The 20545-nt window shown below is 61.3% G+C and carries 23 protein-coding genes and 1 pseudogene; 17 read left to right on the top strand and 7 right to left on the bottom strand.

Going from position 1 to position 20545, the window contains the following annotated elements; translation table 11 throughout:
* Positions 1 to 167 precede the first annotated feature (167 nt).
* Together ACQZ2L_RS08265 and ACQZ2L_RS08260 are read left to right on the top strand one after the other, a co-directional pair.
* Entirely contained in the window at positions 168 to 1148 is a 981-nt protein-coding gene (locus ACQZ2L_RS08265; protein ID WP_430325595.1) for a DNA-binding protein, read from the top strand.
* A 223-nt stretch (positions 1149 to 1371) separates the two neighbouring features.
* Positions 1372 to 1548, top strand: coding sequence for a DUF6021 family protein (locus ACQZ2L_RS08260; RefSeq protein WP_430325594.1), 177 nt, complete (start codon positions 1372 to 1374; stop codon positions 1546 to 1548).
* 79 nt (positions 1549 to 1627) lie between these two features.
* Here the strand turns inward: ACQZ2L_RS08260 and ACQZ2L_RS08255 are convergent, their stop codons facing one another.
* Entirely contained in the window at positions 1628 to 1879 is a 252-nt protein-coding gene (locus ACQZ2L_RS08255) for a hypothetical protein (RefSeq protein ID WP_101319470.1), read from the bottom strand.
* 25 nt (positions 1880 to 1904) lie between these two features.
* Entirely contained in the window at positions 1905 to 2405 is a 501-nt protein-coding gene (locus ACQZ2L_RS08250) for a DUF4142 domain-containing protein (RefSeq protein WP_430325593.1), read from the bottom strand.
* 166 nt (positions 2406 to 2571) lie between these two features.
* On the opposite strand from ACQZ2L_RS08250, the gene ACQZ2L_RS08245 reads away from it, so the two are divergent.
* The 3 genes from ACQZ2L_RS08245 to ACQZ2L_RS08235 are packed head-to-tail and all read left to right on the top strand — an operon-like array spanning position 2572 to position 5196.
* Complete coding sequence (locus ACQZ2L_RS08245) at positions 2572 to 2814, top strand: hypothetical protein (protein ID WP_430325592.1); 243 nt, start codon at positions 2572 to 2574, stop codon at positions 2812 to 2814.
* Positions 2811 to 3605, top strand: coding sequence for an exodeoxyribonuclease III (xth, locus tag ACQZ2L_RS08240; RefSeq protein ID WP_430325591.1), 795 nt, complete (start codon positions 2811 to 2813; stop codon positions 3603 to 3605). Before ACQZ2L_RS08245 ends, xth begins: the two co-directional genes overlap by 4 nt.
* A gap of 37 nt (positions 3606 to 3642) precedes the next feature.
* Positions 3643 to 5196, top strand: coding sequence for a sensor domain-containing diguanylate cyclase (locus ACQZ2L_RS08235; RefSeq protein WP_430325590.1), 1554 nt, complete (start codon positions 3643 to 3645; stop codon positions 5194 to 5196).
* 7 nt (positions 5197 to 5203) lie between these two features.
* On the opposite strand, the gene ACQZ2L_RS08230 is transcribed toward ACQZ2L_RS08235, so the two are convergent.
* A complete protein-coding gene (locus ACQZ2L_RS08230; RefSeq protein WP_430325589.1) occupies positions 5204 to 5911 on the bottom strand; it encodes an MgtC/SapB family protein in 708 nt (235 codons plus the stop codon).
* Between the two features lie 435 nt (positions 5912 to 6346).
* Between ACQZ2L_RS08230 and ACQZ2L_RS08225 the strand changes: the two genes are divergently transcribed.
* Positions 6347 to 6820, top strand: coding sequence for a sterol desaturase family protein (locus tag ACQZ2L_RS08225; protein WP_430325588.1), 474 nt, complete (start codon positions 6347 to 6349; stop codon positions 6818 to 6820).
* A 5-nt stretch (positions 6821 to 6825) separates the two neighbouring features.
* Here ACQZ2L_RS08225 and ACQZ2L_RS08220 read toward each other — a convergent pair whose 3' ends face one another.
* Complete coding sequence (locus tag ACQZ2L_RS08220) at positions 6826 to 7731, bottom strand: bile acid:sodium symporter family protein (protein ID WP_430325587.1); 906 nt, start codon at positions 7729 to 7731, stop codon at positions 6826 to 6828.
* Positions 7732 to 7924: 193 nt separating this feature from the next.
* Here ACQZ2L_RS08220 and ACQZ2L_RS08215 point away from each other — a divergent pair, with 193 nt between their 5' ends.
* The 8 genes and pseudogenes from ACQZ2L_RS08215 (at position 7925) to ACQZ2L_RS08180 (ending at position 15126) form a co-directional block, all read left to right on the top strand.
* Positions 7925 to 8803 carry a Dyp-type peroxidase gene (locus ACQZ2L_RS08215; RefSeq protein WP_430325586.1) on the top strand — a complete coding sequence of 293 codons (879 nt, stop codon included), beginning with the start codon at positions 7925 to 7927 and terminating at the stop codon, positions 8801 to 8803.
* A 100-nt stretch (positions 8804 to 8903) separates the two neighbouring features.
* Positions 8904 to 9812 carry an aldo/keto reductase gene (locus ACQZ2L_RS08210; RefSeq protein WP_430325585.1) on the top strand — a complete coding sequence of 303 codons (909 nt, stop codon included), beginning with the start codon at positions 8904 to 8906 and terminating at the stop codon, positions 9810 to 9812.
* A gap of 4 nt (positions 9813 to 9816) precedes the next feature.
* Positions 9817 to 11112 carry an NTP/NDP exchange transporter gene (locus ACQZ2L_RS08205; protein WP_430325584.1) on the top strand — a complete coding sequence of 432 codons (1296 nt, stop codon included), beginning with the start codon at positions 9817 to 9819 and terminating at the stop codon, positions 11110 to 11112.
* Between the two features lie 176 nt (positions 11113 to 11288).
* A pseudogene (locus ACQZ2L_RS08200) lies at positions 11289 to 11408 on the top strand (KGG domain-containing protein); the annotation flags it as partial.
* Positions 11409 to 11463: 55 nt separating this feature from the next.
* A complete protein-coding gene (locus tag ACQZ2L_RS08195; protein ID WP_314873091.1) occupies positions 11464 to 11658 on the top strand; it encodes a hypothetical protein in 195 nt (64 codons plus the stop codon).
* A gap of 18 nt (positions 11659 to 11676) precedes the next feature.
* Positions 11677 to 13017 carry an iron-containing redox enzyme family protein gene (locus tag ACQZ2L_RS08190; protein WP_430325583.1) on the top strand — a complete coding sequence of 447 codons (1341 nt, stop codon included), beginning with the start codon at positions 11677 to 11679 and terminating at the stop codon, positions 13015 to 13017.
* Positions 13017 to 13970, top strand: a complete 954-nt coding sequence (locus ACQZ2L_RS08185) for a methyltransferase (RefSeq protein ID WP_430325724.1) — start codon at positions 13017 to 13019, stop codon at positions 13968 to 13970. Before ACQZ2L_RS08190 ends, ACQZ2L_RS08185 begins: the two co-directional genes overlap by 1 nt.
* Positions 13971 to 13974: 4 nt before the next feature.
* Positions 13975 to 15126 (top strand): carboxylate-amine ligase, encoded by a 1152-nt coding sequence (locus ACQZ2L_RS08180; protein WP_430325582.1) that lies wholly within the window; start codon positions 13975 to 13977, stop codon positions 15124 to 15126.
* 11 nt (positions 15127 to 15137) lie between these two features.
* Here ACQZ2L_RS08180 and ACQZ2L_RS08175 read toward each other — a convergent pair whose 3' ends face one another.
* A complete protein-coding gene (locus ACQZ2L_RS08175) occupies positions 15138 to 15641 on the bottom strand; it encodes a CinA family protein (RefSeq protein ID WP_181106284.1) in 504 nt (167 codons plus the stop codon).
* A 308-nt stretch (positions 15642 to 15949) separates the two neighbouring features.
* On the opposite strand from ACQZ2L_RS08175, the gene ACQZ2L_RS08170 reads away from it, so the two are divergent.
* The gene (locus ACQZ2L_RS08170) at positions 15950 to 16822 is read left to right on the top strand and encodes a Ku protein (RefSeq protein ID WP_430325581.1); all 873 of its coding nucleotides are present in this window, start codon (positions 15950 to 15952) and stop codon (positions 16820 to 16822) included.
* 40 nt (positions 16823 to 16862) lie between these two features.
* On the opposite strand, the gene ACQZ2L_RS08165 is transcribed toward ACQZ2L_RS08170, so the two are convergent.
* A complete protein-coding gene (locus ACQZ2L_RS08165; protein ID WP_101319435.1) occupies positions 16863 to 17111 on the bottom strand; it encodes a hypothetical protein in 249 nt (82 codons plus the stop codon).
* The gene (gene ligD / locus ACQZ2L_RS08160; protein ID WP_430325580.1) at positions 17111 to 19624 is read right to left on the bottom strand and encodes a DNA ligase D; all 2514 of its coding nucleotides are present in this window, start codon (positions 19622 to 19624) and stop codon (positions 17111 to 17113) included. Before ligD ends, ACQZ2L_RS08165 begins: the two co-directional genes overlap by 1 nt.
* A gap of 187 nt (positions 19625 to 19811) precedes the next feature.
* Between ligD and ACQZ2L_RS08155 the strand changes: the two genes are divergently transcribed.
* Complete coding sequence (locus tag ACQZ2L_RS08155) at positions 19812 to 20294, top strand: phosphotransferase system, HPr-related protein (protein ID WP_430325579.1); 483 nt, start codon at positions 19812 to 19814, stop codon at positions 20292 to 20294.
* Entirely contained in the window at positions 20291 to 20521 is a 231-nt protein-coding gene (locus ACQZ2L_RS08150; protein ID WP_103437316.1) for a metallothionein, read from the top strand. The genes ACQZ2L_RS08155 and ACQZ2L_RS08150 overlap by 4 nt, the downstream gene beginning before the upstream one ends.
* Positions 20522 to 20545 lie beyond the last annotated feature (24 nt).

Raw genomic sequence — 20545 nt, 5'->3', positions numbered from 1 at the left:
ACAGGTTGCCGGCGTCAGCGCACCGCGCAGCGCAAGTTTGGCGCTATCACATGCGATAAGCCGTGATTATTGAATGTTACTAACGCCTTGCGAAAGCTTATCGAAGCGCCGATACTTAGTACGTAATTACATAGTACGTACCACATTACGAAATCGTAGGAGCAGACATGGCCCGTGGCGGAATTAACAAGGCCGTAGTGCAGCAGGCGCGGCAGGCCTTGATCGCCCGTGGCGAGCGCCCGAGCATTGATGCGGTACGTATCGAAATGGGTAATACCGGCTCCAAGACAACCATTCACCGTTATCTGAAGGAGCTTGAGAGCCAACATCCAGCGGCGACGCAATTGGCTGCCGACAACCTGAGTGAGCCTTTGGCGCGCCTGGTCGCACAACTGGCGGATCAGTTGCGTGAAGAGAGCGATGCACGCATCGAAGCAGCTGAAAGCGACTTCACCGAGCAGCGTGATCAGCTCCAGGCTCAGCTCAGCATTGCCCAGCAGGCACTCGCTGCGGCGCAGCAGCAAATCCAGATTCAGGCCAGTGCCCTGCAGGCCGAGGCGGAAAAACTCGCGTCTACCCAGAGCACGTTGCAAACCGAACAGTTGCGCAGCGCCAGCCTCAATCAGGCGCTCGGCGAGCAGCAGCTGCGCCTGGCCGACAAGGATGAACAGATAACTTCGCTGGAGGACAAGCATCGCCACGCCCGCGACGCACTCGAGCACTACCGCAGCGCCAGCCGCGAGCAGCGTGAGCAAGAACAGCGCCGGCACGAGGCGCAGGTGCAGCAACTGCAGGTCGAGCTGCGCCAATTGCAGCAGAGCTTGATCGTCAGGCAGGAAGAGGCCACTCGCCTGCATCGCGAAAACGAGCGGCTGCAGGCCGAGGCCCGCCAGGCCGCCGCCGAGCTCAAGGTCATCAATGATCAACTGGAGCAGCGCGACGCCCAAGTGCAGGGTTTGCGCACGATTCTGGCGCAGGCGCAGGGGGCCAGTGATGAAGTACGTCGCCAGCTGGAAGGGCAGACGCAGCAACTGGAACAGAAACGCGAACTGTGCGCTGAGCAGGCCCGCCAGCTCGATTTTCTGAAGGCAGAGCTTGCCAGCCGCAGCGCTACGCTGGCCAGTTTGCAGCGCGGTACTACGGATTGAAACTAGCAGCCCTGCCTTGCATGGACGGGGTAGGAGCGGCCTCGTGTCGCGAAAGGCCAGCAAAGCTGGCCCGGCAATGTTGGCGGCGAAGCTGAGATCTGGGGCCGCTACGCGACCCTTTCGCGACACAAGGCCGCTCCTACGGGACCGTGGCGTGTCAGGAATAAATCAAACTTTACTGGCGTGCAGGGTTCTTCCATAGACATTCACGGGAGATCTGCATATGTCCAACGAGAAAAACCACGAGCACCAGCATCCGAGCAAAGGCCCGCACTCATCGGATGAGGCTACTGACAATAACGACCTGGGTTTTGATCCGGATTCGCCAGACCTCGACGATCCGCAAGTAGACCCACAGGGCCCCGCAGTACCACCGCGCGATATCGAAAAGAAGCACTAAGGCTGGGATTTGAAAAGGGAAGCTCGCGCCTTGGCGGCGCGAGCTGCTCCTGCACCAGGTGCAGGAGCGAACGAGTCAATTAGGCTTCGACCCGTTTGGCGGCTTCGACGCCGGCGCTGGACAGTTTGATCGGATACTGCACGCTGATCTGATGCTCGGCATCAACCTCAACGCTGCCATCATGGATCAAGCCGTCGTCCTGCAGCGTCTTGAGCATACCGGCCACGACTTTCTCGCCGCGATAGTTATCCAGCACTTCCTTGCCCAGCCCCTGCGGGTGCGCGTGCAAGAGGCGGGTCAGAACTTCATCACGAAGTGGGTCGTTACTCATAAATACATAGCCTCGCCAGTTCGGGTTACTTGTTGTATTTAGCCTGCAGATCCTTGGCATGCTCCAGGTGCTTCTCCAGTGTCGGCAGGGTCTCGCCAGCAAAAGCTTTCAGGTCTGGCTTGTCGCCTGAAGCCGCTTCCTTCTTGAACAGCTCGACGGCTTTTTCGTGCGCCGCGACCTGGTTGTTCACGTAGGACTTGTCGAACGACTCATCACGCCATTCAAGGATGACTTTCTTGACCTTGTCGGTCAGCGCGGCCTCGTCAGGCACGCTGATGTCATGCTTTTTGGCGATGTCGCCGAGCTTCTGGTTAGCCTTGGTATGGTCTGCGACCATCTGCTGGGCAAAGGTCTTGATGTCGGCGCTCTGGGTTTTTTCCAGGGCCAGATTGCTGGTCACGACCTCAGCGATGCCGGATTCGGCAGCTGCGTCAACGAAGTCGTCGGAGCTTGCCGCCATTGCATGCAAAGAGGCCATGCCCAGGGCGACGGACAGTCCGATTCGTTTCAGGAACAGATTGTTCATTTCTCACACCTTTGCGTTGGCGCGACGTCAATGTCGCCTAAGGTTGAGCATTGGTATGTCGCAAAGGTTTAATTTTTTTGCAGCCGATGTGCCGCTGGCGCACTAATGGGAACGATGCGCGGCGAGCAGGGTTCAGACATTCAAAGGTTCAGGCAGGAGTAAACGCATGAGCATTGATCGCAGCATTCCCGAACTGGCGGCCTGGTACGCGCAATATGATGACGTCAGCTACCGGCGCGAGTCGCCTGACGCCTACCACCACGAGTTGATCCGCACTGCTGAAGCCTTGCGCGATGACGGCGGGCTGGACTGGGACGACTGGCTGGCGTTGAAACAACTGGCCGACGAGGCCCATGTCAACGCCCTGCAGGAAGCGGTGCAGGCCCACGTCAACGACCCTGACGCATGAAAGCGCTGAAGATCGCCACCTTCAATATCAACGGCATCCGCAGCCGCTTGCCGGCATTGCTCGCCTGGCTTGAGCGCGAGCAGCCGGACATCGCCTGCCTGCAGGAGCTGAAGGCGCCGGATCAGACGTTCCCGCTGCAGGCCATCGAAGCAGCAGGTTACAGCTGCCTGTTTCAGGGCCAGCCGTCGTGGAATGGCGTGGCGATTCTGGCCCGCGGCGCCGAGCCGCTGGAGGTGCGCCGCGGCCTGCCAGGCATGGAGCACGATCCGCAGAGCCGGTACCTCGAGGCCGCTGTCCATGGTGTGCTGGTGGCATGCCTGTATCTGCCCAATGGCAATCCGCAACCGGGGCCGAAGTTCGATTACAAACTGGAGTGGTTCGAGCGTCTGATCGAACATGCCCAGGGGCTGTTCGACAGTGGCCACCCGACAGTGCTCGCCGGCGACTTCAACGTGGTGCCCACCGACCAGGATATTTACGATCCGCGCTCATGGCGCAAGGATGCCTTGCTCCAGCCCGAATCGCGGGCCTGTTACCAACGCCTGCTGGACCAGGGCTGGACGGACGCGTTGCGGCATCTGTACCCGGATGAGCAGGTGTTTACCTTCTGGGATTACTTTCGCAAGCATTGGGAACGCAATGCCGGGTTGCGCATCGACCACTTATTGCTCAATGCCGAGCTGGCGCCGTATCTGAAAAACGCGGGCGTCGATGCCTGGGTCCGTAATGAGCCCAAGGCCAGTGACCACGCGCCGACCTGGATCGAACTGGGTACGCGCAAACATCGCTGATCTATAGTCAAAGGCCAAGCGAGCGTAAGGGATTTGCATGCCTTTTACCCATAAGCCAGATGAGCCCGGCCTTCTCGTTGCCAGCAGTGAAGGCCGCGCCGTGGCGATGTTTCGCCTGGTGTTGGCGTTCATGGCCGTGGTCATGCTGGTATTCGTCGCGACCGAGGCTTGGCGGATCTGGCGTGACTATCGCGCAGCCTTCACCGCTGCGGAAAACTCGGTGGTCAACCTTGCCAGAGCCAGTGCTCAGCACGCCGAGGACTCGATCCGGCAGGTCGATGCCATTACCGCCGCATTGGCTGAGCGCCTTGAGGGCGATGGCTTCGCCAACCTCGATCGGCCACGGCTGCACGCGCTCTTGCGCCAACAAGTACAGATAATGCCGCAGTTGCATGGCCTGTTCGTGTACGGCGCCGACGGCACCTGGCTCGCAACCGATCACACGGTCACGGCGCCGAAGGCCAACAATGCCGACCGCGACTACTTCATCTATCACCGTGAGCATACGGGCCGGCAGATCAGGATTGGCTCCGTGGTCAAGAGCCGTTCTACCGAAGAATTGATCATCCCCATTTCGCGCCGGCTGAGTTATCCCGATGGCAGCTTTGCCGGGGTGCTGTTGGGCACAATCAGAGTCGACTGGTTCGTGCGTTACTACGGCGACTTCAAGATCGACCAGAGCGGCGCGCTGGTCCTGGCCAAGCGCGACGGCACGATCCTGGTGCGCAGGCCGTTTGTCGAGCAGGTGTTGGGCAGCAGCCTGGCGGACAGCGAAGTGTTTCGTAACCACCTGCCGTATGCCAACGAGGGTATGGTCCAGGCTGTAGCGGTGGTTGACGGCACACCCAGGCTATATGCCTACCGTGGGCTGACCAGTTACCCGTTGGTGGTGCAGGCCGGCCTGTCGCGCGATGCGATTCTGGCGGCATGGCGCCAGGACGTGATCAAGTCGATCGGCGTTTTGTTGGTGTTGCTGCTCGGGCTTTCGCTGTTCGGTTGGGTGGTGCTGCGTCAGCTACGTGAGCGCATTGTCATTGAGCGCGCCTTGCATCAGGCGCACCAGACGCTCAAGGACCTGGCGCTGACCGACAGCCTGACCGGGCTCGGCAACCGACGCCGGCTTGATGCCGTATTGGATGTCGAGATCGCCAGGGCGCGACGTCAAGGTTATCCGGTGGCGCTGGTGATGATGGACCTCGACTTCTTCAAGGCCTACAACGATCGATATGGCCACCTGGCAGGCGACCAATGTTTGCGGCGAGTCGGGGAGGTACTGGGGCAGGCGCTGAAGCGGCCGGCGGATCTCGCTGTGCGCTATGGCGGTGAAGAGTTCACCCTGTTGCTGCCTGACACCGATGGTCACGGGGCTGGTCAGATCGTGCAGGAGACCTTGCAGCAACTACGCCGGCTGGCTATCGAGCACGCCGGCAGCCCGTTTGGCATTGTGTCGGCCAGCGCCGGTATCGCCGTGGCTCATCCGGCGCAGCAACCGATCAGTTCGCAAGCGCTTGTAGCTGAAGCCGACGCCGCGCTTTACGAAGCCAAGCGCCAGGGCCGGGACCGCTATTGCATGGCCCAGGCGCAGGGTTGATCAGCGTTCAGTCAGCTGCCGGCTCGCGAACTTGCCAGCGCACCGCGCTCACGCCTTTTTCCAGGCTGACACGGCTGACCAGACGCTCCAGCTGAGCAGCGGCCTGAGCGTTGCCCAGTAACTGCGCGCGTACTTCCAGGCGTACCGTGTCGGGCAGGTCTTCACTGTGCAGCGACTGCAGGCGCAGCCCTGGGTCGCTCAGGCTGTGCAGCATCAGGCTGCGTACCTGTATCTCATCTTCGCCGCGGCAGACGATGCGCACCTCGAAGCGTTGCTCGACCTCACTGGCCGGCAGTACTTCCTGATGGTCCAGGCGCTGAGCGATATCGCGCAGGAGGATGTTCGCGCACAGCACCACCAGGCTGCCCAGCGTCGCCTCAAGCAACAGACCCACGCTGCACAGCACGCCGATTGCTGCCGTGCACCACAGCGTTGCTGCGGTATTGAGCCCGCGCACGTTGAAGCCATCGCGCATGATCACGCCGCCGCCGAGAAAACCGATCCCGGACACCACATAGGCAGCGATCCGCGAGGCGTCGGTGGCGGCCATGCCGGGCACCGCCTGAGTCATCAGGACGAACAGACAGGCGCCGGTGCTGACCAGCGCGTTGGTGCGCAGGCCGGTGAGGCGTTGGCGCAGTTGGCGTTCTGCACCGATCAGTGCACCGAGTACCAGAGCCACGCTGACGCGCAGCAAGAATATTTTCCAATCCATAGCAAACCTCTTTCTACGGGCAGCATGCCCGTATCAGCGTCGTACCTTGACGACGCGAGCGAAAAACAGAATGCGCAGGACCACCGCACCTTCGCCGTGGGCGAGGGCGAGGGCGGAAAAAGCAAAAGGGAGAACATCGTCCCGAGCGGGACCGATGAACCACCGTCTGGCGTTACCGGCGAGACAGTGGCAAAAGCACTGCCGGACTAGCTCGCCGTGTGGACCTGTCGCAATCGACTGGGGCTACTGTCCAATGCAGGACTCCTGTTAGGGTGCGAAATTGCGCTGCGGACCTTACGCCACAGGCTGGCAAGGGTCAACGGCAGAAACATGACAATGGCTTCATAACGACGTTTCTCTACGCCTGACGGGCTGAAGCCTACAGCAGGCAGTGGTAACCTTGCTGCTTTGCCCACTCTCACTGCGGATTCTCCCATGCTGTTCAATCTGGCCGTCCTGTTCGGCACCCTGGTGACCATGGAGGGCGTCGGCACGCTCGCGCACAAGTACATCATGCATGGCTGGGGCTGGTGGTTGCACCGCTCGCACCATCAGCCGCAGTTGGGCGTGCTGGAAACCAATGATGTCTACCTCGTGGCCCTTGCGTTGATTGCCGCAGCACTGGTGGCGCTGGGCAAGGCTGGGCATGCGCCGTTGCAGTGGGTTGGCGCTGGCGTGGCGGGGTATGGACTGCTGTATGTAGTGGCCCATGACGGGCTGTTTCACCGGCACTGGCCGCGCCGGCTGCGGCCGGTCAACCGCTACCTGAAACGGCTGCACCGCGCGCATCGGTTGCATCACGCGGTCAAGGGGCGCGAGGGCTGCGTGTCGTTTGGCTTCTTCTATGCGCCGCCCCTGCGCGTGCTCAGGCGTCAATTGCGTGAGCGCAGCAGCACTGCGCTCAAGTAACCGTTTCAGTCGCCGACCGTTTCGCGGCGTACTTCGCCTACCCCCTCAGCCTGATGACCACGGCTGACCCACCAACCAAAGCCCGCGGCGGTAAAGAACATGATCAGGCTGTAGATCGCCGCCGGCACCGCCATGGTCGGATTGTTCAGCAGTGACGGGCTCAGCGCCAAGGCAATGGCCAGGGTGCCATTGTGGATGCCGATTTCCATGCCGATCGCTATCGCCTGGCGCTTGGGGATATTCAGCAGGCGCGGCAGGTAGTAGCCGACACCCAGGCTCAGCAGGTTGAACAGCAATGCCGCCGCACCCACCACAGGCGCGTACTCAAGCACCGTCTGCCAGTCCTTGGTCAGCGCGAGGACGATGGTGAAGGCCAGGAACAATGCCGCCACCAGCTTCATCGGCTTTTCCATGCGCCCGGCAAAGGTCGGCGCCCAGCGCCGGATCATCATCCCCAGCGCCACTGGCAGCAGAACGATGGCAAACACCTGCATGACCTTGGCAAATTGCAGCGGGATGACCTGATCGGAGGCCATGAACCAGCTCAGCGACAAGTTGACCAGCAGCGGCATGGTCAGGATTGCGATCAGTGAGTTGACCGCGGTGAGGGTAATATTCAACGCGACATCACCGTGGGCCAGGTGGCTGAACAGGTTGGCGGTAGTGCCGCCCGGCGAGGCCGCCAGCAGCATCAAGCCCACCGCCAGTGCAGACTCCAGGCCAAAGCCATTGGCAATCATGAAGCACACCAACGGCAGCAGCAGGATCTGGCACGCCAGGCCGATGACCACCGGTTTGGGGTACTTGGCCACCCGGGCAAAGTCAGCGAGGGTCAGCGACAGGCCAAGGCCCAGCATGATAATGCCCAGGGCGATCGGCAGCATGGCTGTGAGCAAAGGTGAGGCGGTCATGGCGGCGGTCTCGAGCAATGGATTGCGAGCAGTGTAGGTGGGGTTTTTATGAGAGGTAATCGCAATAGGCCATGCCTTGGTAAAGTTTTGTTAACGGATCCCTGGCAAACGGTTGCTGCTGCGCGATCTGGCCGCGTTGCGGTCGAGCCGTGAGCGCAGTAGGATTCGCGCTTTTGCCGAGGATTCGCCTGTCATGCCGTTCCAGCAAGGTCTGCTTGCCACCCCGGTGCCGGTTCATGCCCGTCACCTGTTCTTTACCCTGCACAGCGCGCAAGCCCTGCCTGGCGTACTCGATCCGCTGCTAGCCGAAGTTGACGGGCGCAGCCTGATTGCTGGCGTCGGCCTGCCATTGGCGACCGCGCTGGGCCGGGAAATTCCGGGTTTGCAGGCGTTCCCTGAACTCGATGCAGTGGTCCACAACCCAAGCACCCAGCACGCCCTGTGGCTGTGGCTGCGTGGCGAAGAACGTGGCGACCTTTATCTGCGCACCCAGGCACTGATCGCGCAGCTGGCGCCGGCGTTGCAATTGGTCGACAGCATCGACGGCTTCCTGCACCAGGGCGGTCGGGACCTCACCGGTTACGAAGACGGCACGGAAAACCCAAGCGATGACGACGCAGTCGAAGCTGCGATCGTCGCCGACGCTGAGCCTGGCCTGGCGGGTTCGAGCTACGCAGCGTTCCAGTTGTGGAAGCATGACCTCAGCTACTTCAAATCGCTGCCGCAGGCTGAGCAGGACGACATCATCGGCCGCCGGCTTGAAGATAACGAAGAGCTCGACGATGCGCCGGAGTCGGCGCACGTCAAACGTACCGCCCAGGAAAGTTACGCGCCGGAAGCGTTCATGGTGCGTCGTTCGGTGTCGTGGGCTGACGACCGCGGCGCAGGCCTGGCGTTTGTCGCGCTTGGCCGTTCATTCGACGCGTTCGATGTACAGCTGCGGCGCATGAGCGGCCTGGAAGACGGCGTGGTGGATGCCCTGTATCGCTTTAGCCGGCCGTTGACCGGCGGCTACTACTGGTGCCCACCGATGACTGAACAGGGGCTGGACCTGCGTCTGCTGCTCGGCTGACCCTGGCCACGCGGCCAAACATCCGGATACAGAATGCCCCGACAGCTCGCGCCATCACGGCTAGCCTTGAAGGTTTCCGGTTTATGACAGGGGCTTTTCCATGTATGCGCGTCGTGATGTCCTACGCACTGGTGCAGCATTGGCCATGCTGGCCAGCAGCCCCTGGTTGTTTGCAGCTCCCGCCGACAGCCTGCTGACCCGCAAGGTACCCAGCACTGGCGAGGCGCTGCCGGTGATTGGCGCCGGCACCTCCGGCAGCTTCGAAGTGGAAGCAGGAAGTGCCGAATATCAGCGGCTCCAGCAGGTTCTGCAGGCGTTCTTTGCGGGCGGCGGTCGTATCATCGATACCTCGCCCAATTACGGCGGTGCCGATGCCATTCTTGGCCAGCTGCTGGAGGAGGGCGGCTGGCATCAGCAGTGCTTCCTCGCCACTAAAATTGCCGCTGACAGCAAAGCCGCTGCCGAGGCGCAGTGGGCGGGCACCTTGCGCAGCCTGCGCACCGACAAGGTTGACCTGCTGCAGATTCACAATCTGCGCGACTGGCAGCGGCAGCTGCCTTATGCCCGTGAACTGAAGGCGCAGGGCAAGACCCGCTATGTCGGCATCACCCATTACCTGTCCAGCAGCCATGAGCAGGTCGCGCAGATCGTGCGCAAGCAGCCGCTGGATTTCGTCCAGATCAACTATTCGGTTAATGCGCCCGAGGCCGCTCGCGAATTGTTGCCGTTGTGCCAGGACAAGGGCGTTGCGGTGCTGATCAATCGTGCCTTTGACGATGGCCGTCTGTTTGCCCGGGTCAAAGACATGGCCCTGCCCGAATGGGCAGCAGAGGGGGGCGCAAGCAGTTGGGCGCAGCTTTTTCTGAAGTTCGCCATCAGCCACCCGGCCGTGACGGCGGTGATCCCCGCCACCGGCCGCCCCGATCGCCAGATCGACCAGCTCAAAGCCGGCCATGGTCAGTTGCTGAGCGAGGCGCAACAGCGCGCGCTGATCAAACTGTTCGGCTAAGGCCATGAGCCGTTGGCGTGAGCGGCTGGGCAACAGCCTCAATCTGCACCCTGGCGAAGGGCCCGCAATGGTCGCCGGCCTGGCGATGTTCTTTCTGCTGTTTACCGGCTACTTCATGCTGCGCCCGGTGCGCGAAACCATGGGCATCGCCGGCGGCATCGATAATTTGCAGTGGCTGTTTACCGGCACCTTCATCTCCACGCTGGTGGCCCTGCCGCTGTTTGGCTGGCTGGCATCGAGGGTGAAGCGCAAGCGCATTCTGCCGTGGACCTACGGCTTCTTTGTCAGCAACCTGGTGTTGTTTGCCGGGCTGTTTGCCATTGACCAACAGGCGCTGTGGACGGCCCGTGCGTTCTATATCTGGTTGTCGGTGTTCAATCTGCTGGCGATCTCCCTGGCCTGGAGCGTGCTGGCTGACCTCTTCTCCACTGAGCAGGGCAAGCGCCTGTTCGGCTTGCTTGCGGCCGGGGCCAGCGCCGGTGGCTTGGCTGGGCCAGTGCTGGGGACCTTGCTGGTCGCGCCCTTGGGCCACAGTGGATTGCTGTTATTGGCCAGCCTGCTGCTGCTCGGCAGCATCGCCGCGAGCGCTTACCTGCAGCATTGGCGTTCGCAGCATCCTCTGGAGCTGACGGCTGAGCTGCCGCCGAACAAGCCGCTGGGCGGCAATCCTTTTGCCGGCGCCACCGCGGTATTGCGCTCGCCGTATTTGCTGGGCATTGCCCTGTTCGTGGTACTGCTCGCAAGTGTCAGCACATTTTTGTACTTTGAACAGGCACGCATTGTCAGCGAAACCTTCACCGATAGGACGCAGCAGACCCAGGTGTTCGGCCTGATCGACGGCGTGGTGCAGGCGCTGGCGATCCTCACCCAGCTTTTCATCACCGGCAGGCTCGCGCGGCGCCTGGGTGTCGGGGTACTGCTGATCGGCGTCCCGCTGGTGATGGCCTTGGGCTTTGTCTGGTTAGCGCTGGCACCGACCTTTGCCGTATTCGTGGTGGTAATGGTGGTACGCCGTGCTGGCGAATACGCGCTGGTGCGACCAGGTCGCGAAATGCTCTTCACGGTACTGCCGGCTGAAGCCAAGTACAAGGCCAAAAGCTTTATCGACACGGTGGTCTACCGCGGTGGCGACGCCTTGAGTGGTTGGCTCAAGCGCGGCCTCGACCTGCTCGGCGAGCATCCACAACTGGCGATGCTGATCGGCGCGGCCCTTGCCTTGAGCTGGGCCGGCGTCGGCGGCTGGCTTGGCCGTCGGCAACGCCAGCTCGAGCAACCTGCCCAAGCGTTGCGCGCTAAATAACGCCTGATCGGGCTTTTAATGCCATTGGTCCGAACCTTTCGGAAATAAAGCGAATCCGCAGTTATCGCGGCACTCCCAGCTATGTGCGGCTCATCACCGTGCATTCCAGTAGCTACGAGAGGTTACGCACCATGGACAAGAAAGACACCAACAAGACCGGTAGCCAGGGTGGAACGAAAAACCCGGGCAACTTCGCTAATGATCGCGAAAAGGCTTCTGAAGCCGGCCGTAAGGGCGGACAGAAGTCAGGTGGTGGTGAGTCCAGTGATTCCGGCCGCAAGGGCGGACGTTCGTAAGTGAAATGACGCCGCGCCGGTCCCGCCGGCGCGGCGTTGCTTAAGGAGACAGATCATGCGTCTAGTACCTACCGTTTGCCTGCTCGGCAGCCTGGCAGTACTGAGCGGCTGTTTCGACCGCGATGACAGCCACCCAGCCAAAGATGCCGATGAAAGCAAGCCCTCATTGCAAATGCAGCAGCACCAGACACCCGCTCCACAACCCGCGCCGGGGCCAGAGCCCATGCCGCAGGACAACAAAAACCAATAAGTGCACGAGGAATGAGTCATGACGGTGATGACCCGCAAGGCCGCCCCCATGGTTCCGGCCTTGGCCACGCAAGACAGCTTCGAACAGCGCTACCAGGCACTCCTGCACGGCCATAGCGTCGACAGCGCGCAATGGCTTGCCAAACAGCTCAAGCGCGCCGATCAGTTGGCCGATGATCTGCCGGCCACACCTGCTCAGTTAAGCGACTGGGCGGTGCGCCATACTGCTCAGGTGGCTGCGGAGTTTGCGACTTATCTGACCCAGCGCCGCGAAGGCGGGCCACGCCGTCTTTTTACCAACCGCGCCCAGGCGCTGTGGTACATCCAGCAAGTGGCTCCGACCAAAGCGGTCGATGGTGCCTGGCTGCATGGCTTTTTGCAGCACTGGCAGGACCCGCGCTACCACGGTCTCATCCGTACCTTTTTGGAAGAACTGGGCGACGGCGACCCGCGTTGCAACCACGTGTTGATCTATCAGCGCCTGCTCAGCCGCCTTGGCTGCCTGGAGTTGCTGCCGCTTGCCGATGAGCGTTATCTGCAAGGTGCTGTTCAACTGGCACTCGGCGCACACGGCGATGCCTTCGAGGCCGAGGCCATTGGCTACAACCTTGGTTATGAGCAACCGCCGCTGCACCTGTTGATCACCACCTATGAGCTGGCAGAACTGGGCATCGACGGTCACTATTTCCAGCTGCACGTGACCATCGATAATGCTGCCACCGGCCACGCGCACAAATCGATTCAGGCGCTGCTGCAATTGCTGCCGGAAAGCGACGCAGGGGTCTACTATCAACGGGTTCGTCAGGGTTATCGGCTGAACGAACTCGGCGAATCCGCCACAGCGCTTATCGCCAGCTTCGATCTTGAACAGGAACTGATCAGCTCGCTTGAACGCAAGCGTCTGTTCGGCCAGTTCATGCATTCCGACCATTGCCGCCTGCAGGGCCGCACCATCAATCAATGGCTGGCTGAACCTGACGGCATGGCCGACTTCCTCGATGCGCTGCAAGCGCAAAAATGGGTTGTGCGCGGGAAGGATCCCGCCGAGAGCCGCTTCTGGCGCGTCATGGAGGGCCCCACTGCACCTATGTTCGGCGTGTTCAGTGCCTATGAAAAGCAGCTCTGGTATGACTGGATCAGCGCCGACTGGCAAGGCCCGAGAATTCGCCGCGTTGCCCCCGGAAGCTGGGAGGCCGGGCTGCAGCTCGACGCGCCAAGCAACGCGCATAAGCCTTCGACTGCACCGTTGGAAACGCTCATTGCACGTATGGCGGGTAATCGGCATGCCTTGCCGGCGGGGTTGGAAGCTACCCGCGCGTACATTCGCGCTACCGGGCTTATCCAGGAGGACGCTCATTGATTCCAGCCAGCGAAGAACAGACTCAGGCTGATGAAGCCTTGTTGCAATTAGGCAAGCGTCTGCGTGCTGACGGCTATCGGTTCATCTGCGTCAGCCCGGCGACTCATGCGCGCAACAATGCGCGACCCGAGGCCCAGCGCGCTTGCACACTGCGCGACGTTTTTGGCTGGAGCAGGCCATTTACTGCGGGGCTGTTGTCGGCAGACCAACTGCAGCAATTGGCCGAGGCCCAGGTATTGGACGAGCAGGGCGAGGCGCTGCGCAGCAAGGTGCGTTGGTCGAGTTTGGAAGATCTGCTACTGGTGCATTCGGCCTATCCGACCGAGGCCAGCGATGCAGTGTTCTTCGGCCCGGACAGTTACCGATTTGCCCAAGTCATCCACGAGCATTTACAGCGCTGCACAACGCCAGTGCAGCATGCGGTTGATATTGGCTGCGGCAGCGGGGTCGGCGCGCTGCTGATTGCCAAGGCCGCCCAGCATGCTCAGGTCAGTGCGGTGGACATCAACCCGCAGGCGCTGCGTTACACCACGGTCAATGCCGCTCTGGCAGGTTTGACCAATGTTTCGATCCAGCGCAGCAATATTCTCGACGGCGTCACTGGCACATTCGACCTGATCGTCGCCAATCCTCCTTACATGCTCGACACCCAGCAGCGCCAGTATCGCCATGGCGGCGGCTCACTCGGCGCGCAGTTGTCGTTGCAGATCATCGAACAAGGCTGTGAGCGTCTGAGCCCCGGCGGTACGCTGCTGCTGTATACCGGAGTGGCCATGATCGAGGGCCGTGACCCATTGCTTGAAGCCGCCCGTGCTCTGCTGGCCGGGCCACGCTGGAGTTGGGTCTACCGCGAGCTTGATCCGGATGTGTTCGGCGAACAGCTGAGTGAGCCAGGTTATGAGCAGGTCGAGCGGATTGCTGCAGTTGCGTTAAGCGTCACCCGAATCGGATGAGCGTATGTTCAAGCCTTGTACCTTCGGCATCGAAGAAGAATACCTGCTGGTAGAAACTGCCACCGGCAAGGTGCTGGCTGCACCTTCGCCAATTGTGGGTAACCTATGCCGCGAAGTCATGGGGCAATATTTTGCCGAAGAAATGTTCCGCTGCCAGATCGAAGTTGCCTCGCCGATATTCGATCATATACGCCAGGCCCAGCAGTTTTTCGGTGACAGCCGCCAGCGCCTGAACGAGGCGTTGGCCGAGGAGGGCGTTGCCCTTTATTGTGCTGGCAGTCACCCCAGCGCGCAGTGGCAACGCCAGCGTCCGAGGACCACTCCGCGACACTGGCAATTATTCGATGATTACCAGCACGTGGCGCGGCGCAGTCTGCTCTCGGGCCTGCATGTGCACGTAGGCGTACCTCCTGGCTGCGATCGCATTCAGCTGATCAATCAGGTGGTGTACTGGTTGCCGATGTTCCTGCTGCTGAGCACCTCTTCACCGCTGTGGAGTGGGGAGAACACCGGCTACATGAGCTACCGCCGGGCGATTTGCGGCGAGTGGCCTCATATGGGCCTACCTGAGCCGCTCGCAGACTGGACGGCGTATCAGCGCTATCGCGGATTGCTGCAGCGGACCGGCTCACTGGCCGTCGATGGCGCCTTCTGGTGGGCGCTGCGGCCATCCCAGCGCTTTGCCACGGTGGAACTGCGTATCAGTGATGGTTGCCCTCGGCTGGAAGATGCGCTGTGCGTTGCGGGTTTGTTTCGTCATCTGGTGGAGTGTTGCGTCATGCCTCATTACGCTCCGGCGCCGGCCAGTCGCGAAACACACTGGATTACCCAAGAGAACTACTGGCGAGCCATGCGCCATGGTCGCCATGGGCAGTTCATCGGGCTTGAACAGCAACAGCCGGTATCCGCCCTGGGTTGGCTGGCGCAGCTGCGCGGGCAGCACCCGCCTGACTCGGTCGATGCCGAGCGGGCATTCATGCAGGCGCAGCGCATTTTGACTGAGGGCACCAGTGCTGATCGGCAGCAGGAATGCCTCGAACATGCGAGATTGGCCGGGCGAGATAAGCGCCAGGGGCTGCGCGAGGTGGTTGATATGGTCGTCGCAGAAGGTCAAGGCGCCTGGCCGCACAGTAACCTCAACCTTACTCAGCCGTGAGCCGATTTTGATCAAGCCCGCTCGCCGCGTAACCAGCGTTGGTGGTAGTGGCTCAAGCGCGTCAATCCATACAGCGCACCTTGTTGCAGCACCTCGGTGCGCGTTCCGAAAAAGCGCTGGGTCCGGGTGAAAACCGCCAGCGGCTCGCCGGCGAAGGCCCAGGCAAAGCACAGCGTTCCCGGTGCTATGCCGTCGGCGCTCTCCGGCCCGGCAACTCCGGTGGTGGCGATTGCAACGGTAGCTGTGCTGTCGCGCAGGGCACCCATCGCCATCTCCCAAGCTACCGCCTCACTGGTCAATCCATAGCGCTCGATGGTGATATCGCTCACCCCCAGCAGGCGTTTTTTCGCTTCAGGCGAGTACACCACATAGCCGCTCTCGAGCACCTCGCCGGTGCCTGGGCTTTCGGCCAGCAACGCAACCATGCGCCCTGCGGTGCAGGACTCGGCAGTGGTCAGCAGCAGGTGTTGCTGCTTCAGATAATCGAGTACAGCCTGGACTTGAGCTTGTGGCATGACGGGGCACCTTGAGTGTCTTTTGCGATTGACGCCTGGTCTTGAGGATTGGTTCAGAGCGTTGATCCAGGCCGTGCAGCATCCCGATCAAACCTTAATCGCGCCGGACAGTCAGTAAAGTGAGGGCTGCTTTGCAGCCCATCGCGACACAAGGCCGCTCCTACAGTGGGTTTTGCGCAGATTCCTGTAGGAGCGGCCTTGTGTCGCGAAAGGGGCGCGCAGCGCCCCCGGCAATACCGACCTGGAATGCAGCTAAAAACGTTACGGCCATTCCAGCAGAGCAACCCTAGCAATTTCAGGAGCTGACCATGGCCCGGGCAATCTGGAAAGGCGCGATCAGTTTTGGCCTCGTGCATATCCCCGTTTCACTCAACACCGCCGTGCGTACCGAGCGGGTCGATTTCGACTGGCTCGACAAACGCAGCATGGAGCCAGTCGGCTACAAGCGCATCAATAAAGTCACCGGCAAGGAAATCGACAAGGACAACATCGTCAAAGGCGTGGAGTACCAGAAAGGCCAATATGTGGTGATCAGCGAAGACGAAATCCGCAAGGCGCGCCCTGAGGCCACCCAGACCATCGATATCTTTTCGTTTGTCGAGGCCGGCGATATTCCCCTGCAGCACTTTGATACCCCGTACTACCTGAGCCCTGACAAGCGCGGTGGCAAGGTCTACGCGCTGCTGCGCGAAACCCTGGAAAGCACCGGCAAGGTGGCCCTGGCCACGGTAGTCCTGCATACCCGCCAGCACCTGGCGCTGATACGGCCGCTGGATGATGCACTGGTCATGATCACTCTGCGCTGGCCTGAAGAGGTGCGCGGCCTGGATACCCTGGAGCTGGACAAGAGCGTCACCGACATCAAGGTCGACAAACGCGAACTGGACATGGCCAAGCGCCTGGTTGAAGACATGAGCGGGCCGTGGACGCCGGACGAATATCATGATGCGTTCCGGCAGACGATCATGGACCTGGTCGAAGAGAAGGCCAGCAAGGGCAAGATCGCCGTGGTGGAGAAGGCCGAGGGCGGCAAGGGCGAGAAAAGCGCAGATATCATCGACCTTACCGAGTTGCTCAAACGCAGCCTCGGGGGCAAGCCCGGTGCCGCCAAGAAGAAAGCGCCCGAGCCTGCCAAGGCTACGGAAAAGAAACCCGCGAAGCGCACACGTAAAGCCTCCTGAGGCGCGCCGAAGAGGGGTTGCGCGGCAACCCCTTGTACGGTCAGTGACTCATTTCGGCCTGCAGGTTTTTCTTCCAGCCGCGCAGGTTCATTGCCCCCAGGCAGAACTGCAGGGCAATCAATGCCCAGGCCTCGATGGACCAGCCCCAGATCACCCACAACAGATTACTGCTGATAAAGCAGCAGAAACCCATCCGGCGCCGATGCGGTCGGCGTGAGCCGATGCACCAGGCGGCAATCACGGTAAGCAGCATGGCCGGCCACTGCAAAAGGTCGATCCAGTCCACCATCACTTGAGCCCCATCTTCTTGCGCATGCCAGCGGTAATTGACTGGCGCGTCTTGGCCATATCGGCCCACGGATCTTCAACCTCAGCCAAACGCTCGTGGAGGTTGTTGATCGTCCATTGGTTGGCACCTTTGAGTTCGCTCAGCTCCTCACGCCAGATCGGTACCGACACCGGCAGACCTTCGCGTGCGCGCAGGCTGTAGGCGCAGGCAGTGGTAGCGCCCTTGCCATTGCGCAGGTAGTCGATAAAGATCCGCCCGACGCGATTCTTTGGGCCGGACACGGCGCTCAGCCGCTCGGGGAACAGCTTGGCCAGGTAGTTGACCAGAGCATGGCTGAAGTCCTTGACCTCGTCCCAGCCGGCGCGGCGGGTCAGCGGTACTACAACGTGGATGCCCTTGCCGCCGCTGGTCTTGAGAAACACCTTGAGACCCAGCTCATCGAGCAGGGTCAGGGTCAGCTGGGTCGCTTCCAGCATTGCTTTCCAGGGCAGGGCGGGGTCTGGGTCGAGATCGAGCACGAAGCGGTCTGGCTTGTCGAAGTCCTTGTCGGTGGCGTTCCAGGTGTGCAGCTCGAGCGTGTTCATCTGTACCGCGCCAAGCAAGGTTTCAGGCCTGTTGATGACCATGGCCGCCTGGCCAGCCTCGGCCTTGTCGTAGCCAAGCACACCGGGCAGGTGCAGCTGGCCGGCGTTTTTCTGGAAGAACAGTTCGCCTTCCAGTCCATCCGGTGCGCGCACCAGTGCCACAGGGCGGTCCTTGAGTTGTGGCATTAGCCAGTCGGCGACTGCGGCGTAGTACTCGGCCACCTGGCGCTTGGTGGCGCCGCTGCTGGCGTCGATCACCCGGTCGGGGTGAGTCAGGCGCAGTTCACCCAGGTTTTCTTCATCGCTGGGTTTGTTAGCGGATTTTTTAGCAACGGCGGCTTTGGGCATGGCACGCTCCAGGTCGATGGCCTTGGCCGGTTTGTCGTCACGCAGACCGTGGAAAACCGCATGGCGCACACTGCCGTCGCGGGTGATCTGCGCGTAGGCGATTTCCGCCAGCAGTTTCGGTTTGAGCCAATGCACGCCCCGCGCATCTGCGCCGGTCGGAGGTTTGGCGAGCGCCGGCTTGGCGACTTCGAGAGGTTTCAGGCGTGCATGGATACTGGCCAACGTCGTTGCGGTAAAGCCGGTGCCCACCTTGCCGGCATAGCGCAGCTCACCGCTGGGCTTGTCGTGCAGGGCCAGCAGCAAGGCGCCAAAACCGCTGCGGCTGCCTTTGGGGTCGGTGTAGCCGACGATCACGAACTCTTGGCGTAGCTGACACTTGAGCTTGATCCAGTCATTGCTGCGTCGGCCTGAATAGACACTGTCGGCTCGCTTGCCGATCAGCCCTTCAAGTTCCAGGTTGCAGGCACTCTGCAGCAGCGATTCGACCGGCTCGTCAAAGTCGGCCGAGTACTTGAGGCAGTCACGTTCGTTGTGCTCAAGCAACTGGCGCAACGCCTCACGGCGATCTTGCAGCGGCACCTGACGCAGGTCTTCGCCACCCAGGAACAATAGGTCGAACAGGTAATAGGTAATCTGCTCGTCGTTCTGCGTGTCGAAGGCATTCTGCAATGCCTGGAAGTCTGCAGCGCCCTGTTCGTTGGCAACCACCATTTCACCATCGAGCCAGGCCTGCTTTAGCTTGAGCGCACGCAGGGCCTCGACCTGGTGGGGCATCTTCGCGCTCCAGTCGTGGCCATTGCGGGTAAACAGGCGTACATCATCGCCGTCGATCCGCGCGAGGATGCGGTAGCCGTCGAACTTGACCTCGTAGCGCCAGTCGCCAGCAGGGGCGGCATCGACAAGGGTGGCCAGCTGGGGCTGGAGTTTTTCAGGTAGCTCTGCTTTGGTTTTACTGGCGCTGCGCTTGGCAGCGGCAGGTGACTTCCTGGCCGCTTTGGCGGGCGCCTTGGCTGCTTTGCGGGGCGCCAGTGTGCGGTCACTGATCACGCTGTCAGGCAGGGCCTCGACGATGCTGTATTCGTCTTCACTACGGGCGTCGCCGTCATGCGATTTGACCAGCATCCATTGTTCTTTCTTGCCTACCAGACGCGTACGAAACAGGTTCCACACGCCTGAGAGTTTTTCGCCCTGCAGGCGAAAGCGCAGCTTGCCCTTGGCGTAGGCTGCATGTGCGTCACCTTCGGGTTCCCACACGCCACGGTCCCAGACAATCACGTCGCCGGCGCCATAGTGGCCGTCGGGGATATTGCCTTCGAATTCGGCGTAATCCAGCGGATGGTCTTCGACGTGGACAGCGAGCCGGCGCACTTTTGGGTCCAGTGAAGGGCCTTTGGGGATTGCCCAGCTCTTCAGGGTGCCGTCCAGTTCCAGGCGGAAGTCGTAGTGCAGGTGGCTGGCATCGTGTTTCTGGATGCAGTACTGCAATGCCTGTGGCTTTTTACTGCGGCGTGGCTTGCCGGCGGGCTCGGGGGTGGCGTTGAAATCGCGTTTACGTTGGTATTCCTGCAGGGGTTCGCTCATCTCGGGCTCCTGTTCAAACTCCAGGCTCTCTGAAGTTGGGAGGCGAGGGCGGCGCAGGGAGTTCCATTTGTGACGAGCGGGTGGATATCAACGGCGCTGAAGGTTTGATCTGCACCCGATAAACAAATTTGAGTCATCTGCGAACCGGGGTGGTCGACTTTATGAACCCACCTGATGGAGAGCGCACATGGCTCAGCCTAACGACCCGAAAACCCGCACCCCTGCCGAGATCGACGATATTCAGGATCGGATGGGCAGTGTGCACGAGCTGGACTTCAGCGACCGCGACGATGAGCGCCAAGGCAGGGCCGGCGACGAACGTTCACTGGCTGAAGTCGAACATGACTTCCCGCCAGAACGCGTGGCCGAGAGCGGCATGACCGGTGGCGAGACACTGACCGAGAGTCTGCACGAAGACAACGTGACACTCGACGACCTGAGCCCAGACACTCTGTTCGATCAGACCGGTGCGCGCGACCCGCACGAGCCAGGTGATGGTGGCGACCCGGCCGACCAGGTCTTGCGTGAAGTGGACGCCGAGGAGATTGGCGGCGGCGTTGGCCTCGACGAAGCCGAGCTGGCGCGCTCTGCGCCGCTGGATGGCGAGCCATGGACCGATGAGGTGTCACCTGTAGACGATGAAGCATCCAACCGGAGCCGCGAATCATGACTGAACTACGCTGTGCATGCCTTGACTGCGCCTGCACGATCAACGCCAACACCCTCCTGCAAGACGGCAAGGGCTACTGCTGCGAAGCCTGCGCCAGCGGTCACCGTAATGGCGAACCTTGCCGCATGGGCGACTGCAAATGCGGCGAGACTGCGCAGCCGAACGAGAGCAATGTCGACAACGCCCTTGATGAGACTTTCCCGGCCAGCGATCCCATCTCGCCCTGAGCCGTCCTGAAATCGGCCCCGGTG

The sequence above is a fragment of the Pseudomonas shirazensis genome (assembly GCF_050496565.1).
GTDB classification, from domain to species: Bacteria; Pseudomonadota; Gammaproteobacteria; order Pseudomonadales; family Pseudomonadaceae; genus Aquipseudomonas; species Aquipseudomonas shirazensis_A.
Note: the sequence above shows the minus strand (reverse complement) of the source record. Positions and strands in the feature narration are given on the sequence as shown.